At 43.1% G+C, this 16344-nt stretch carries 16 protein-coding genes and 1 tRNA gene; 9 read left to right on the top strand and 8 right to left on the bottom strand.

Annotated features, from left to right (window positions below):
* Window positions 1-5 precede the first annotated feature (5 nt).
* The 3 genes from QXL29_03930 (at window position 6) to QXL29_03920 (ending at window position 4796) form a co-directional block, all read left to right on the top strand.
* Window positions 6-881 carry a hypothetical protein gene (locus tag QXL29_03930; GenBank protein MEM2283741.1) on the top strand — a complete coding sequence of 292 codons (876 nt, stop codon included), beginning with the start codon at window positions 6-8 and terminating at the stop codon, window positions 879-881.
* A 24-nt stretch (window positions 882-905) separates the two neighbouring features.
* Complete coding sequence (locus QXL29_03925; protein ID MEM2283740.1) at window positions 906-2054, top strand: ATP-binding protein; 1149 nt, start codon at window positions 906-908, stop codon at window positions 2052-2054.
* A gap of 162 nt (window positions 2055-2216) precedes the next feature.
* Window positions 2217-4796, top strand: coding sequence for an adenosylcobalamin-dependent ribonucleoside-diphosphate reductase (locus QXL29_03920; GenBank protein ID MEM2283739.1), 2580 nt, complete (start codon window positions 2217-2219; stop codon window positions 4794-4796).
* 7 nt (window positions 4797-4803) lie between these two features.
* On the opposite strand, the gene QXL29_03915 is transcribed toward QXL29_03920, so the two are convergent.
* Window positions 4804-5583: a thioredoxin family protein gene (locus QXL29_03915; protein ID MEM2283738.1), complete on the bottom strand. Its 780-nt coding sequence runs from the start codon at window positions 5581-5583 to the stop codon at window positions 4804-4806.
* A gap of 149 nt (window positions 5584-5732) precedes the next feature.
* Here QXL29_03915 and QXL29_03910 point away from each other — a divergent pair, with 149 nt between their 5' ends.
* Complete coding sequence (locus QXL29_03910) at window positions 5733-6206, top strand: 30S ribosomal protein S19 (protein ID MEM2283737.1); 474 nt, start codon at window positions 5733-5735, stop codon at window positions 6204-6206.
* A gap of 19 nt (window positions 6207-6225) precedes the next feature.
* Here QXL29_03910 and QXL29_03905 read toward each other — a convergent pair whose 3' ends face one another.
* From QXL29_03905 to QXL29_03890, 4 genes are all read right to left on the bottom strand, one after another.
* Entirely contained in the window at window positions 6226-6540 is a 315-nt protein-coding gene (locus QXL29_03905; GenBank protein MEM2283736.1) for a hypothetical protein, read from the bottom strand.
* 120 nt (window positions 6541-6660) lie between these two features.
* Window positions 6661-7761: a hypothetical protein gene (locus QXL29_03900; protein MEM2283735.1), complete on the bottom strand. Its 1101-nt coding sequence runs from the start codon at window positions 7759-7761 to the stop codon at window positions 6661-6663.
* A 2-nt stretch (window positions 7762-7763) separates the two neighbouring features.
* A complete protein-coding gene (udp, locus tag QXL29_03895; GenBank protein ID MEM2283734.1) occupies window positions 7764-8651 on the bottom strand; it encodes a uridine phosphorylase in 888 nt (295 codons plus the stop codon).
* 698 nt (window positions 8652-9349) lie between these two features.
* Window positions 9350-9565: a hypothetical protein gene (locus tag QXL29_03890; protein ID MEM2283733.1), complete on the bottom strand. Its 216-nt coding sequence runs from the start codon at window positions 9563-9565 to the stop codon at window positions 9350-9352.
* Window positions 9566-9775: 210 nt separating this feature from the next.
* Between QXL29_03890 and QXL29_03885 the strand changes: the two genes are divergently transcribed.
* The gene (locus QXL29_03885) at window positions 9776-10045 is read left to right on the top strand and encodes a DNA-binding protein (GenBank protein MEM2283732.1); all 270 of its coding nucleotides are present in this window, start codon (window positions 9776-9778) and stop codon (window positions 10043-10045) included.
* Between the two features lie 64 nt (window positions 10046-10109).
* Here QXL29_03885 and QXL29_03880 read toward each other — a convergent pair whose 3' ends face one another.
* A complete protein-coding gene (locus QXL29_03880) occupies window positions 10110-11942 on the bottom strand; it encodes a ribosome biogenesis/translation initiation ATPase RLI (protein ID MEM2283731.1) in 1833 nt (610 codons plus the stop codon).
* Between the two features lie 324 nt (window positions 11943-12266).
* Here QXL29_03880 and QXL29_03875 point away from each other — a divergent pair, with 324 nt between their 5' ends.
* Together QXL29_03875 and QXL29_03870 are read left to right on the top strand one after the other, a co-directional pair.
* Window positions 12267-12515: an LSM domain-containing protein gene (locus QXL29_03875; GenBank protein MEM2283730.1), complete on the top strand. Its 249-nt coding sequence runs from the start codon at window positions 12267-12269 to the stop codon at window positions 12513-12515.
* Window positions 12516-12649: 134 nt separating this feature from the next.
* The gene (locus tag QXL29_03870; protein ID MEM2283729.1) at window positions 12650-13009 is read left to right on the top strand and encodes a hypothetical protein; all 360 of its coding nucleotides are present in this window, start codon (window positions 12650-12652) and stop codon (window positions 13007-13009) included.
* Window positions 13010-13042: 33 nt separating this feature from the next.
* Here the strand turns inward: QXL29_03870 and QXL29_03865 are convergent, their stop codons facing one another.
* Window positions 13043-13324 (bottom strand): DNA-directed RNA polymerase subunit M, encoded by a 282-nt coding sequence (locus QXL29_03865; GenBank protein MEM2283728.1) that lies wholly within the window; start codon window positions 13322-13324, stop codon window positions 13043-13045.
* 214 nt (window positions 13325-13538) lie between these two features.
* On the opposite strand from QXL29_03865, the gene QXL29_03860 reads away from it, so the two are divergent.
* Window positions 13539-14492 carry a hypothetical protein gene (locus QXL29_03860; protein ID MEM2283727.1) on the top strand — a complete coding sequence of 318 codons (954 nt, stop codon included), beginning with the start codon at window positions 13539-13541 and terminating at the stop codon, window positions 14490-14492.
* A 671-nt stretch (window positions 14493-15163) separates the two neighbouring features.
* Here the strand turns inward: QXL29_03860 and QXL29_03855 are convergent.
* Window positions 15164-16048, bottom strand: a complete 885-nt coding sequence (locus tag QXL29_03855) for a cation diffusion facilitator family transporter (GenBank protein ID MEM2283726.1) — start codon at window positions 16046-16048, stop codon at window positions 15164-15166.
* Between the two features lie 66 nt (window positions 16049-16114).
* Here QXL29_03855 and QXL29_03850 point away from each other — a divergent pair.
* Window positions 16115-16191, top strand: a tRNA-Ala gene (locus QXL29_03850).
* Window positions 16192-16344: the final 153 nt, after the last annotated feature.

Below are 16344 nucleotides of genomic sequence, written 5' to 3'. Positions count from 1 at the left end.
GAGGTTTGAGCATCGCTAGCGGAGGCGGGGATGTAGGGGTCTTTAAGTGGTTTAGTAGCCTCGTAGGAAGAATTAAAGGAGGGTCTAAAGTAGATCCTAAGAAGTTTATCTCGCTCCTCATAGTACACGTCGATTCAGCTAAGCAGGAAGTCTCAGATACCGTAGCTAGATTAAAAAGCAGGTACGACCACTTAGTTAAAGCAACTATTTCGGCCAGTATAGGTAAGGAGAAAGACCGTGCGCTCATATACGCTAACGAGGCTACTCAAGTTAGGGAAATGACTACTAAGTTAGTTGTCGTAGAGAAGGTGCTTGAGCAGGTGAAGCTAAGGCTTGAGACTCTAGAAGACGTAAGTAACTTGTCGCACCACTTGATAGAAGTTTCTAATCTTCTGGTAGTCGCTAAAGACTACGTGAAAGACTTAGTACCTAACCTGGCCTACAATATAGATAGCTTAATTAGCGAGTCTAGGAGAGTCATAGCGTCTACGACAGACTACACCAAGTTAAAACCTGAAGAAATAATTGAGCACACACCTGAAGCTAAGAAGCTACTTCAAGAAATAGAGAAAGCCGCTGAGGAAACAATAAAATCTCAACTGCCTGAAATACCTGTAGACATACTGCTACCAGTTAAGGTTAGAGGGAATCTCGAAGATAAGATTAAGAAGGAGGTAGAAGCTATTACACAACCAAGTAAGCAATCAGACAGGTCCAAGATGGTTGACCAGAATCTGCTAGAGAAAGCACTACTCGAGTACATAATAACTCATAACGGCTTCGTAGACGTGAATCATTTTAAAGATATGCTGGGCGTGAGCAAGGAAGAAGTCTATAAAGCACTGAATAGGTTGCGAGAACAAAACAAGATAGTATTTTGAGTTTTTAGGTTAAGGTGATTAGATGTGAGCAGTAATTCATTGCCTTACCTAGAGAATATTGCTAGGCATTATGCAGTACAGGCAGTAATGAATGATAGAGAAGGGAACTACGGTGAAGCAGTAAAAAACTATAAGAACGCTATAGAAGTACTGACTAAAATAATACAACTGTATCCTGAGAACCCCCTAAACACAATATATAAGGACTGGATCAAACAATACCAGAAAAGGATAAGAGACTTAGAACGTTTCAGAACCTCACCCCTCCCTTCATCAGGGTCTGTTAGAGAGGAGAACTACGATCAAGAGATTGAAGATTTAATAGTTAGAGAGAAGCCTAAGGTACGCTTCAACGAGGTTGCAGGACTAGATGAAGTGAAGAGAGCTTTATACGAGTCCATAATATATCCGACCAAAAGACCTGACTTGTTCCCTCTAGGGTGGCCTAGAGCAATACTCCTCTACGGCCCGCCAGGGTGCGGCAAGACATACATTGCAGCAGCCGTAGCTAACGAGATTGAGGGAGTTTTTATACATGTTGATGCTGCTTCGATAATGTCTAAATGGCTTGGGGAGTCTGAGCGTAAGGTTGCCTTACTGTTTAGTAAGGCAAGGGAAGTCTCATCAAGCGAGTCTAAGCCAGTCATAATATTCATTGATGAAGTAGATTCACTTTTCGGAATCTTTAGTAGCGAGATTGGCGGAGAAGTAAGAGTCAGGACTCAATTCCTTAAAGAGATGGACGGATTGCAAGACAAGGGTAATGAGCAGAGACTAGTTTACGTAATAGCTGCTACTAACAAACCTTGGAAACTTGATGAAGCATTCATAAGAAGATTTCAGAAGAGGATTTACGTCCCGCTACCTGACAAAGAGTCTAGAAGACAACTACTCAAGCTCTATACCTCGCCCCTGAATTTATCGCCTGACGTTAACTTAGACGAATTAGCTGATTCGTTAGACGGCTACACAGCTAGTGACATAAGAGACATAGTTATGAGCGCGCATCTAAGGACCGTGCGAGAGTTTTTCGCGAAGGGTGGCGGTTCAGGAAGCCCGAGACCAATAAGTAAGGAGGACTTCATAGAAGCTATAAAGGAGAGAAGGCCTAGCGTTAATAAAGAGTTAGTTAAGGTTTACGAAACATGGGATTCCAAGTTTAAGGCTGTTTAAGACATAGTGAGTATAGTATTATCTTCTTTACTTAGCGGACTATTTCAGTATTCTGACTTGATTAATGTTTAGTAATACGTTAATTCTAAGAAGGTTAGGCTTTATGAGTTCCCAAACTTCTTAAGATATTGGGGGAGAAATAAGAAAACTTGGTGAATGGATTTGGAGACTTTACGCGTTACTAAGAGAAGTGGCGTTATTGAGTCTTTTAAGCTAGATAAGCTTACCAGGTCTGTTCACCTAGCTATGGGTTCTGCCGGTCTCAATGACCCGTCAGCTATATCTGGAGTTATGGATGAGTTAATGTCTGAGATTTTAAAGGTGACAGATAAGCTAACTACGAGTAAGATAGCTGACCTAGTAGAGAAGACCTTCATTAGTAAGGTCGTGCTGGATTCCAGGTATGAGTTAGCCGCACGGCACTATCTTCTTGCAAGGATCTATAACGACGTGTATGGGAAGAACGCATGGACTGAATTCAGCCCCGAGGACTCTCGACTGAGTTACTACTCGCTAAAAGTTTTGTCGAGCAGGTACCTACTTAAGGACCCTTCGAGTGGAAAATTTGTTGAGACCCCAAAGAAGCTTTTTGAGAGAGTAGCTAAACACATAGCTAGTGCTGAGACGAAAGATCGTGAAAAGTGGTTTAATGAATTTTACAGGCTAATGTCTGAATTAAAGTTTATACCAAACTCACCAACCTTAATGAATGCTGGAACTAGATTAGGCATCCTTTCAGCGTGTTTCGTTCTACCTGTTAGAGACTCTATGGTGACGCCCGAGGGTGAGGGAATATACGACGCTATTAGAGCTCAGGCTATAGTTTTCCAGCAAGGTGGCGGTACTGGTTTTTCATTTTCTGAGCTCAGACCTGAAGGAGATGTAGTCTCTACCACTGCTAGCGTGGCTTCAGGACCTCTCTCGTTCATGAAGCTCTTCGACGTGAACACGGATGTGGTGAAGCAGGGAGGACGCAGAAGAGGAGCTAATATGGGTACTTTACATGTGTGGCATCCTGACATAATGAAGTTTATTAAGAGTAAGTCAGGAGAACTTAAAGATAAGGCACTCCAAAACTTTAATATATCAGTGGGTGTTTATGACTGGTTCTTCAAGCACTTAGCCGAGAATAGGCCAGTACCCTTGATTAACCCGCGCAAGACTTCTATCGACGGTAGTAGCGACTCTAGAAAATATGCGGTTGTTTGGGCGAGGCATTACATGAGTGAAGAGTGGGTTCAGGAAGTTATACTTGATGAGCTTGAAGAACATGGTGGGTCAATACCTCTAGACGAGTCCGTCATAATAACTTGGGATGAAGCTCTTGCAATAGCTGAGAGAGAAAATGCTATAGTTAGTTGGGAAGACCCTAAGACACTCTTTCAAGAGATAGTCAAGAATGCTTGGGATTCGGGGGATCCAGGTCTACTCTTCATAGACACAATCAATAGGAGACACCCCACATGGTACATAGGCAAGATAAACGCTACTAACCCGTGTGGAGAGGAACCTCTGCTAGAGTGGGAATCGTGCAATCTTGGTAGTATTAACCTAGAGAGATACGTACACTACGTAAACGGCAATCCAGTCATTGATTGGGATAGCTTAGGTTATGACGTTAGAGTTGCTGTGAGGTTCTTAGACAACGTTATTGATGTTGCTAAGTGGCCGTTACCACAACTCGAGAAAGCTACTAAGCGTACGAGGAAGGTTGGTTTAGGCGTGATGGGCTGGGCTCATATGCTCATAAGGCTGGGCATCCCCTTCGATTCCGTTGACGCGCTGTATCTAGCTTACTACCTGGGTGAGTGGATAGCTTACAACGCTTATAAAGCCTCAATAGAGTTAGCTGCTGAGAAAGGAGCGTTCCCTGCCTGGAATCCCAAACTCTACAGACCCTTCTGGTTAACTACCAAGTCACTTGATGAGTTGCTCGCGACTGCAGGCATTGAATTTAAGGTCTCAGACCATGTTAAGACGCTCGTTAAGATGAGACCTCAAGTTAGTTGGGATGAGTTACGCTCAGAGATGACTAAACACGGTTTAAGGAATGCCACGCTACTTTCTATAGCTCCGACCGGAACTATCTCAATAATAGCTGGAACCTCATCATCTATAGAACCTATATTTGCTTTAGCGTTCACTCGAGTAGTAACTGTAGGGACATTCATTGAAGTCAATACGTTATTCCTTGACGCGTTGAGGGGATACGGTCTTGACGACCCGGAAGTTGTCAACCTCATAGCTGAGTCAGGCTCTATAAGACATAACCCGTACATGCCTAAGAAGCTTAGAGAAATATTCGCGACTGCTCATGACGTAGAGCCTTCGTGGCACGTGTTACATCAAGCTACGTGGCAGCAATGGGTTGATGCTGGAGTAAGTAAAACGGTCAACATGAGGGCTGAAGTCAGCGTAGATGATGTGAAAAACGTGTACTTGCTTGCCTGGAAGCTGGGTTGTAAGGGGATAACAATCTATAGAGATAGGAGTAAGACACAGCAAGTCATATACTTCGGTGCTAAATTGACCCGCAGAATAGCTAGAGAAAGAAAAGTAGAGGGAGTTACTGAAGCTACCCCAGAAGCCACACGCAGGGAGAGTGAAGCCACGGAAAGCGCCGCGAGAGTCACTGAAGCTACTCCAGAAGCTGAGAGAAAAACTCAAGTGAGGTATAGGATTGCTACCAGGTACGCTCTCCAGGAAGGCGAGTTAGGAGACTGCTTCACATGCGAGTATTGATGAAACACTACTCTTTCTTGCTTTCCGTGTCCTCTGCTAATTCTCTCAGTATTCTCATGTACTCTTCTTTCTTAATTTTCTTCAGGTACTCTCTCTTTGAGTGTTCTAATACCCTCTCTAGTAGCTGGTCCTCATAAGGCACACCTATGAACTCTACCTCACCATTTACTGCTATTGTCGGAACTGACATGACTCCGTACTTGTCTGCTATGTCTGGATTCTCGTAAGCTTCTATAATGTCAGCCGTGATTAGCTTACCTCCCGACCTATATGATTCGAAAGCAAACATATTAGCTAGTAAGGCGGCATAAGGACAGTAAGGACATGTTGGCGTGACTATGACGTCTATTTTAACAGGGGCCTTCAGATTTGCTACTCCCTTCACCGTATTTTCGTTTAGTCCTGAGTCGCCAGTACTTAACCTAATTAAAGTCTCAATTAATCCCCTAATCTCCTCGCCTGCCGGCATTCCAGTATACTTTATGTGACCTTCAATCATTAAGACTGTAGGGACTCTCGAGACGTTGAATCTCTTGAAGAACCCTTCAGCGTCTGCTTCTCTCTTAACAACTTTATGTTTTATTAAGCTAGACCCACCTATCTTGGGGCTAACGCTTGATAGGGTATCAATAAGTCTTATAGTGTTAGAGCAGTATCTGCAGGCACTGTCAACGAAAGTGTAGACTTCTACGGGCTCCCTCATGTCTTTCAACGTTGCTTCAAGCTCTTCTAAGTCTTCTTTACTTATGCCAACCTTAAACATCTCATCGATCCATTCGTACCCCATGCCTTAACACCCTCTAAGATTAATACAAGAGTTCCCAAATTATAAGCTTGCCTGCCCTTATTAAGACCCAGAAACAACATAACTAAACGTAATTACTTAAGGATATTTAGTTTTTAAGCTCTGGATATTCCTTATTTTAGGTGTAATCAGTGACGACGAGTATAGAGATACCCCCAGAATGGAAGCGCTTCAAGTATAGGGGCAAGACATTGGAAGAATTACTTAGTATGCCAATGGATCAGTTAATCCAGGTCCTGCCTGCAAGAGCTAGACGGTCATTATTACGAGAGTCTTCTACGGAGATAATGCGTAAACGCAGAGAGTATGGGATTGAAGAATCGCCCAGAATAAAGCTACTTAGAGAAGTTAGGAAAGCTAGAGAGCTGATGGCTCAAGGTAAGAACGTCAGAATAAGAACCCACGTAAGAGATATGGTCATATTACCGGAGATGATTGGATTAACAATCGAGGTTTATAACGGAAAAGAATTTATTCCGGTCAAGATAGTTCCTGAAATGATAGGTCATTACCTTGGAGAGTACGCACCGACTACTAAATACGTTAAGCACGGCGAGCCCGGACTTAAAGCGACTAGGTCAACCCTCTACGTAGCAATGAAGTAATAACTAACTGCATTACAAGTCATTTACTAAAGACTCTAGTAAGTTTTGATGCCTCGTTATCGTTTATTAAGAGTTTTATTTCTCCCTCCTCATAGATTATCTCTACTACCGCCAAGTTATGCTGCAAATCCTCGTCTTCTAGGCACTTAAACACGCTAGTATCTTTCTTGCTAACTCGGTACTTGTTAATAGACCTAAGCTTCTCTAGCGGCATCTTAAGAGTTCGAGATTTCCTAAGCATGTTTAGAGACTCTAGAGGGAGTTCCCCCCTAACCTTAATTAAGGACCCCCTAACTCTAGAACCGATATTAATTTCTAAGGTCTTGTTAACCACATCAACTATTAATTGACACTCGTAGCAGAACCTCTCAATAACGCAATACCCCTGAATTTTTTTGACGCTACCTCTTATGCTGCATTACCTCCTACGTAGTCTTTCTTGAAGAAGAATCTATTATTCGTGGACAAGACTAGCTAGGCGCTTCTTAGCCTTATTTATGAGGTCATTGCCTATAGTCATGGTTTCACCACCGTCTACGAGTATTTCGTCATCAAGTATAACAGTCTCTACTCTTAGGTTACCTTCAACTACAGCCTTAGCTACTCCGCCAAGATTCTTAGGTAACGGCCAGCCAGGAGGTTCTGATGCGTTTAGCATTAACAAGTTCGTTTTCAGGTTTCTCTCTAGCGGTCCCACGTCTTTAAAGCCTATCAATACAGGGTTTCTAACTATTGCTGAGTAAAGCACGTCTATCGGGTGTCTAGAAGTCTTGTATGAGACTTCCCTAACTACATCTCTCATATCGTATGAGGGCCTCACCCCCACGCCTAACCCTTCCTCAGGTTTCCACTCACTTAGCTGAGGTCCCCACCTAATCACGTTTTTCCCAGAACCTTTCGAGGGGTTCACGAAAACTACTTCTGCCCCCTCATAATCACTCACCGGCCCACCAACCTGAAATATTCTTAGGTTATGCTCCTTAGCTAAAGAGACTACCTTCTCACTCGCCTCGTCACACACGGCAATCCCTGCCTTGATCCCCTCAACTTTCTCATGCCACCTACTCAACAGCAACCTTAATTCAGCCTCAGGAGCAAACTCTTCTAAGCCGCAATTAAATGGTGGTGCTAAAACAGCATTAAAGCTTAAATCATGAGCTGCTCTAGCAACCTCATCCAAGTAAACATCTACTACTAAAGCTGTCGTGACCCCTCTAGAAATCAACTCTGCGAAAGCCATAGCAGCAAGGAAGTACATGTCGACTCTCGTTATTTTCTTCAAGTACTCTATATCAGAGCTTAAGTCTCGCAAACCTTCCCTATATCTCAGCAAATAAAGCGAGAGATTCGTGAAAGCGCTACTAAAGCCTGGCATAACTAGCCTCTCCTTTCCAGTAAGGAGTAACTCAGGATATTTTAATTCCTCGGGAGGTTCGCCAGAACCAACAACAACTACTCTCCCATCATCTGAGAAGACAAACCCCTCATTTATCAACATTTTCTCTTTCATAGAAAAAGTCATTATCGTCGCGTTACTTACTAAGACCTTAACCAAAGTTATCCACCGCCTTGTTCTCGCCTCTCTAGTTTACGACTCTTCAAATACCACTCACTCAGAGTGCTTACCGACAAGTAACTAACTTTCTTTTCTGCTTTTAAATCATCCCACTCTTTCAAAATCTTCACAGCTTCGTTAGCCACCCTAACCGCGTTCTCAATACCTGCTCCAGGAGCGAACTCGTCCGTAGCTCTATTAGCTATGACCGCGCATACGGCTCCTCCCCTACCACCATATATGTTAGCTAGAGTGAATATTGTTGCGGCCTCCATCTCAAAATTAAGCACGTTTACTTCAGCGAGTCTTAAGTGTATATCAGACCATTGCCTAGGTAAGTAATTCTTGAAGCCCGGTCTCCCCTGACCTACGTAAAATGAGTCACTACTTGCTGTTATCCCAACATGGTACCTGACCCTGAGTTCTTCTGCTGCTTCTATTAAAGCTAGGAGAACATCTAATGAAGCTGTGGCAGGGTACTCCAGATCAACATAAATCTTACTAACCCCGTCATACCTTGCCGCAGCCGACGTTATTATCAGGTCGCCTAACTCAATTTCTTTCTTTAAAGCACCAGTCGTTCCAACTCTTATGAACGTGTCAGCACCTACCCTCAATAATTCCTCAACAGCTATGGCTGTCGCAGGACTTCCTATGCCGGTAGAGACAGCTGCTATATCAACGCCTCTATACTTGCCCACGTAGGTAACGTACTCCCTATGCGAGCTCAGTAGTTTACTCTCATCCCAGAAACTAGCTATGAACGGTACCCTGTCTGGATCACCAGGAAGTAAGACGTACCTAGGCACATCACCCTTCCTCAAATTTAGGTGATACTGCCTTCCCGACTCGTCTACAGGAATTGACGCTGACTTAAACCTCACGTGAATCACCAAATTTATCATCAACTCACTCACTAAAATTTATCAATATGATCAGAAGCTAGACACTCAGCCTTCATATGTCGTTAAAGCACGCGTTTCTTCTCCTACTTACAACTAAAAGCCTTGCTCTTAGTAGTTGGAAGAACTAAGCTAACGTGTTATTGAAGCAAACACATTGTAACACTTCATAAAGTCTTAACTTAAAAATCGAGTGAGAAGGTGGGTTTACTCCCACTCCTCTTCTTCACTCTCTTCCCACTCTTCTTCCCACCATTCCTCCTCTTCTTCTTCCCACCACTCTTCCTCAAACATAAGGCACACCATGTTTATGTGTGTGGAGGGTTTTAAATATTTTCTAAAAAAGTAGTAATCAAGTAGTATACTTCTTTTTAAGTCACTAATTTTTCTCCCCGCTCTAAAGGACTAGGCTTTCTCCTACCGTTTTTCTTACATGCTTTAACTACTGTTTTGAGCAGACATGGACTTGTTTCACGTGGTATGCTCTGAGTAGAACATCCTGTGGAGAGTGCTTATAGAAGACATCTCCTCTAAACTCCACAGTCTGTTCACCACTAGTTGTACAACAGCATAATGGTAGAGCCTCAGGAACCCAACAAGAGCTTCGTAGTCACCGCTATCCTCGGGAGAGCTCTCAACCGTTTCTCGGTAAATGGCTGTTTATAGGCTTTCACTTTCTTTCGTATTCAGCCTCCCAGCCATCCATTTCTCAACAGCTTATTCTTCTCCCGCCCTGCCTGCGAGAGCACGTCTCCAGCTGTCGCCAGCAGTTCACTCACCACCCTACGACAAAGCAGGGGTGTGTTTAGGTCCCCTACCAAGCTCACAGAACTCATCCCTACATCAAGACCGAGCCTCCTCATGAGCCGCCGTAAGTCTCGGAAACCCCGAGACCACCACATTCACAATTTTTACAAACCCTAGAAAAAACCAAAAAGAAACAACATTCAATTAAAAGTTGTGTTTTATCTTATGGACGTACGTGTTGAGAGACCCCGCACAAGACCAACGATGTGATGAGAGTTAGTTTCTCCTCATGCTCGTGAGTGAAGCATAACTAAGAAGAATTAAACTTATTTGGGGCACTAGCAAAAGTTAATGGATGTTAGGTGATGAACTCAGTAGCTGTTAAGAAATTAAATGTGGGTAATAAAGCTATGGAGACCTACATGCTACTATTTAATAATTATGTTAACCAGGGTATCAAGAAGGTAGTGCTCTACGGTAGGGGTGATAACATAGTTAGAGCAGTAGATCTCTATAACCTCATTAGTAAGAGACTAGAGGGTTTAGTAAAGCTCTCTAAAGTCAATATAGGTACTGTAGAGTATGGTGGAAGAAGGTTTTCCTACATAGAACTAGAGCTAGAGATTCTTCGTTAGTGTGAACCTTAGTAATACGCTCTCCCTACAGTAATGCTAAGGACTAGGAATGTAATTCATAGAATCAATCTTCAGTCTTTTCGGTCGTGTGCTGCAGAGGGGTGACATAGTAGTATTCTCCTGACATCTTCTGCTGTCTGTCTAAGTAAGAACCTGGCTTATTTATTCTAGGCCTATACGTTCTCGGGTCTCTCCTGAAAGTTACTTGCACTCCTTCTAGGAACTTATTCATGCCTGATCTGAGGTCTGCTGGCGGTCTAGCGTGCCCTTCCTTACCTGGAATGCCCTCAAAGACTATGACTCTATCCGAGATGTAGTCAGTGACGAGCAGGTCGTGATCTACGACGAATATAGTGGTCTTACGTACTTCCGCTACTTTCTTTATAGCTTTAGCAACGGTTAGTCTCTCTTCCACATCTATGAATGCTGACGGCTCGTCAATTAAGTATAAGTCGGCTTCTCTAGCTAAAGACACTGCCACAGCAAATTTCTGTAATTCTCCTCCACTGAGACTCACTATTTCTTTATCTCCTAATTTATGAAGACCTAACTTCCTGATCACGTCAGTCTCGAACCATTCCGTAGATGCCATGCCCTCCTTTCTAAGTTCATTTAGAGCTTCCTCAACTGTTGTCCAGGGATAGTTCTCAGCTCTTATGTATTGTGGCTTATAAGATATTTTGAGTCCTTCCGTGGTCACATATCCTTCTTCGGGCTTAAGTTCTCCTGCAAGAAGTCTTATAAACGTGGTCTTGCCTATCGCATTAGGCCCTAATATACCTATTATCTCGCCCACATATGAGGTGCCCTCCTCAACAACCAGCTTGAAGTTGTCGAGGTTCTTCGTCATGTGAGGCCAGTACAAGTAAGGTTTTCTAGACTCGGTAATCTCTGTAGGTCCTGCTCTAAAGTAGAAAGTTATTTTCTCGTTTCTTATTCTCATGTTCTCTGCTGGAAGGAAGCCTTCTAAGAAGTGGTTTATTCCAGACCCTACCGAGTAAAGCTTCGAGCAAAGCCCGTAAACACCTGGCTCCCCATACATTACGACTACGCTATCTGAGACGTAATCTAGTACTGCCAGGTCGTGCTCTACTACCATGACGTAGGCAGATCTAGGCGTTAATTCTCTGATAGCGTTTGCTACAGCTAATCTCTCCTTGACGTCTAAGTAACTAGAAGGTTCATCAAAGAAGTAAGCTTTCGCTTCCCTGAGTAGAGCAGCACCCACCGTAAACCTCTGGAGTTCTCCGCCACTTAAGTTACTGACTTTATTATCCCAAGCACTTTCTAAAGACAACATCTTCTTGACTTCATTTAGTAGTCCTCTCTCATCTATCTTTGTTAAGACTTCACCCACACGACCTCTCACGTACTTCCTTACTAGGTCTACGTGCTGTATTTTATGAACTCTCCTCAAGCTGTTGTCAGCTATTGTTTTAATGTAGTTATAGAGTTCCGTACCTCTAAACCTTTCAAGTACTTTATCCCAGGAAGGCTCTGCATCAAAGACTCCTAAGTTAGGTATTAAGTCACCTGAGAGTATTCTTAAAACAGTAGTCTTTCCAGACCCGTTCTTACCTAATATGCCTATGACCATCCCTGTCTGAGGTACTGGCAGACCATAAAGTTTGAATGCGTTAGGCCCATACCTATGTACTACGCGCTTCTCTAGCTCGTCAGGCAGATTAACTACGTTTATGGCGTAGTAAGGACACTTCTTAACGCATATACCACAACCGACGCACGCGACCTCGTAGATGAAGGCCTTACCACCAACAGACTCAGAAATCTCTATGGCTTTGCCACCGCTCCGATTAATTGGACAGAACCTTACACACTCTAAACGACACCTATGCGGCTTGCAGAGATCATAGTCTATTACGGCTACTCTAACCATCCTCACACACCAAAACAAGAAAAATAAGAACACTTATTAACGTAAAGAGCGACAACTAAGTGGAATGATGAGTGGTGACGGCAAGGACTAGTGACTAGTAACTCCAATACTGACCGCCACGACTAAAAGCTATCTACGAGGGTTCTGTTTTCATGGTGTTTTGCGTCGTTTTAAATTATATGGTTGCTCAATTCTAAAGAAAGATAAGAAAGACTACCACTCAAGAAAAGTGAGACCGTGTGAGGGATTACCATTCTAGTCCGATCTTAAATTTATATTTATTCACCCACTTACTTCTAGGTAAGAAAGTTACGGTGTTGGAGTATGGAGGTATCGAGGCTGGAAAGCCCTTTAAGAGTGTTGAGGTCTTCCATAAATAAGAACGTGCTGGTTAAGGTGAAGGAAGGCAGTTCCTACACAGGTCAGTTAATCTTTGCAGACAATACGATGAATCTAGTAATGATAAATGCTGAGGAAGTCTCTGACGAAGACTTAAAGCCTATAGCTAGATACGGGACTATCTTAATAAGAGGTAGTCAAATACTCTACGTAGTTGTTGATTACGAGAAATAAGTTCGTCTCTAGTAATACATCAAACGTCTCAACACATAAAATACTTAAAAGAACTTACCAAGGGCGTGAGTTGATTTAGCGTTTATTAAAGGTTGAGCTACTTATTAATAGGTCATGTCTCAGGGGTCTTAAAGATGAGTGGCGAGGAAAGCAGTAAGCGTAGGATGAAGTTACCTAAGAGAGGAGAAGATATTGAGATAGAGCGCGAAGAGCCTTCTGAGTTAGAAGAGCATCATCACGAGCATAGACATGAAGAGATCAGCCCAGAAGACTACAGCCTTCTGCTCATGAACACGATAGCTCACACTCTAGGTCATGTTGAGAGCGATCTTAGTTCTCTGAACCAGAACATAAAGCAACTAATGTCTCAGGTAGATAACTTAAGGAAATCTGTAGAGTTAATAGCTAGGGTGCTCTTAATAGATAAGATTAAAGACCAGGAATTCCGGAAGAAACTCATTGACGATATAATAGATGAGCTCTCAAAGACTTAAGCTTTTTCACAAACTATCCTTGCTAGAGGTTCTTTATTGGCTTCCTCCCTCTTCTTCACTCATCAACTCTAAGAAAATCTCGTAGTAGTTTTCTTTCTCTTGCTCTAACTCCTCAGACTTTCTCAGTTTTTCCCCTTCAGAACTAACAACAGACGTAGTCTTCACTTTGCTCTCGTTGCTAGTCTTGCTTTCTAACTTATACTTAGAACCTTCTTTTAGCGGCTCTTTATAACCACATCTAGAGCACACTAGATATGTCTTGTCTTCCTCTCTCACAGGAATCAACATAGTTCCACACTTAGGACAGAACTTCATTCCTCGAAACCCTTAAAGTATAACCCACTAAGACCGTTTAAAAACTTTATTGTTTTAGTTGGGTGCGTGACTGACTTCTTCTCCCGACCTAAAGAGAAGGTTCACTCGCGTCAGTCAAGACTTCACTGTAAGAGACTCCTTTTAAAGGTTAGAGCAACTAAGTCATTCTTTATTCTAAAGCTTTTTATAAATTCTAGTGTGTGTAGTCTATTTGGTGGGGGGACGAGTGGCTATAATTAGAAGTTTTGAAGCAGTGATTCCCTTATCTCCCGAGGACGTGATGCTAGTGTTAGGTGACTTAAGACTTTACTTAAGTTTATGGAGTTTTAGTGAGGTTTACGTTGATAAGATACACGAGGTGCGAAATAATGAAGGTGTGATAGACTTAGTCGTAGGTGATACAACTAACAGGTTAAACGTAAAGTTAAAGATAACCAGCACAAACGAGACTAAAGTTATTGAGTTAGAAGGTCAGGGAGACATTTACTTGCTTTTCAGGCTAGACGTGAGTGTGCGAGGCCTATTCACTTTGCTTACGGGAAGGCTGACTGTGAAGTCTTCCTTCTTTAAGGAGAGGAGGATTGAGGGACCCTTAGTCAAGTTTTTAGATAATCTCCGCAGGAAGATGATATACGAGTTGCCAGTCATAGTAGAACCTCTAAAGAGAGGTAAGGCGGTGCCACCACAACCGACGCCGCCCGCGGTCGAACCCGTGAAGCCCGCTCCTACCGCAGCACCTCCTAAGGAAGAAGTCAAAGCAGTCGCTGAAGAAGTGAAGCCTCCTCCCGCGCCGCCCCCTAAGCCGTTAAAACCCGTTGAGCCTTTCAAAGAGTTTGGAGACCCAAGAGAACTTGAAGATGAAGTTCTTTTAAGCATGATAATACTTAAGTCTCAATTAGTTAGTAGCTTAAAGCGAGAAGTTAGTGGTGAGAGTATAATCCCAGTAATCATGAGTATCTATAAGGAAGGCAAAATAAGTGTGATGTACACTAATTGGGTTGACGAGGAAGGCAACAGAGCTAAGGCTCTAGTACGTGACGGTACCTTAACTGGTTTTAGAGTGGAGAAGAAAGACGGGACAGTTCTCAACGGTAAAGAAGCACTCGAGTTCATAGCAGGATTAGGAAGAAGGTCTTGGAGAATCTACATATATTCCGTGTCAATATAACATTATCACAACATACGTGTCCGTCATCATATTCTTATCAAATCATGTTTCTTTCCTAACCTTCTTCGAGTCTTACCCGCATGCCCGAGCTATGAATCCCGTGTCTACGTATTCGCCGGCAGGTCCTGGGTTCTGAGACCTGCGTGGTCTGTGTCTGCTTCTTTCTCTAGTTTGTAGGTTTCTCAAGAGTTCTTAGAACTCTTAATGTGACTAGGCATGTATTCCAGCAAGATTCACAGCCTTCACAGCTTTATAAGCTATTGGTGACTCCGGGTTTCCGAGACCTGCGGTAAACCGTAGGGAGAGGTCTGGAGAAGCCGTGATGAGTCGCTCCAGGGAACGGTTTACGGTGGACTGTTTTCTTCTCGACGTTTTTAGGAAGCGTTTATAAGTGTGTTTCTGTTTGCTTTTGTGATGAATCTGGGTGGTAATGGAAGCAGTACTCCAAGCCACCCAGGGATTGAACTAGATGGGAGCCTCGTGCCGTTGGGCTCGACAGCCACTCATGAACCCGCACGAATACCCAAATCCACGTGAACAAAGTGGAAATCCCTGGACACAAAAGAACATAAACAAACAAGGATGAATATCCAAGGACAAAACGGTATCTTAGGATACCCGTTAGGAAGTGAACGTTCAGGGCTGACGAAGTACCGTCTACTAGAGGTAACTCACTCTGATTCTTTCTCGTCTTCTGGTTCGGGATGTACGGTAGCTTCCCACCCTAGTGTGTTCTTGATCTTGTCTTCTAATTTTGTAGCTATTTCATGAGCTTCTTCAAGCTTTATTGTTTTAGGGAGTCTTATGTGTAGTGATACTTCAACGTGGTCTCCGTACTTATGGACGTGTATGTGATGCACGTCTTCTATGAGAGGTGATACTTCACGAACTAGATTATTTAGTAAGTCTTTCTCGCGCCTGGTTGGTCTAGAACCGAGTAAATCTCTAGATGCTTCAAGAACTATCTTTATGGAAGTGTATATTATTATGAGTGATACTAGCACACCTAAAAACCCATCAACCCACCAGTAGTTAGCACCTATCAACACTCCTAAGGCTAGTAGAGTTGTAGCTATTGCGTCACTCCTGTGATGCCATGCGTCACCAACTATAGATCTCGACTCATAACTTTTACCAAGTCTTAAAGCCCATCTAGCAAGTAATTCTTTAACCACAGATGAGAACAGCAAGACACCTACTAAAACCCAACTAAAAGTCAGCGCCTCCCTAGAAACTAGCTTTCCATAACTACTCATAAGAAACTCGAAGCCAGCGACGCCTAATAGAGTTCCTATAACTACTGCACCTATTTGTTCAGCCCTACCATGACCAAAAGGATGCTCTTCATCAGGAGGTCTGTATGCAATCCAAAAACCAATGATCACTACTACTGAAGTTCCCGCGTCAGACAAGGTATGCACAGCATCAGCCACGACAGCTATCGAATTATGAATCAAACCAAAATAATACTTAAGAGCAAAGAGAACGACATTGATGAAGACTGAAACTAACCCCTCTGTAAGGCCAGCAACTTTACGCTTAACAGCTGAATTCATCCCAACCATCAAATCAAAAAACTTAAAAATCCTTATAAGTCTCCACATACTTAAACATTTATTGGTGGGCCGGTAGCTCAGCCTGGAAGAGCGCTCGGCTTGCAACCGAGAGGCCCCGGGTTCAAATCCCGGCCGGTCCACCAACCCATACAAACCCCTTATCAAGCCGCTGATGTCATGGAGGTATGACGCTAGAATATAGTCAAGCCCCTTAGGCAACTTCAGCACATAAACGAAGACCTCACTAAAAATATGGACGCTGACTACTTGAGTTAAAAAAGATAAAGAAAATACTG

Source organism: Zestosphaera sp. (assembly GCA_038843015.1).
Classification (GTDB): domain Archaea; phylum Thermoproteota; class Thermoprotei_A; order Sulfolobales; family NBVN01; genus Zestomicrobium.
Note: the sequence above shows the minus strand (reverse complement) of the source record. Positions and strands in the feature narration are given on the sequence as shown.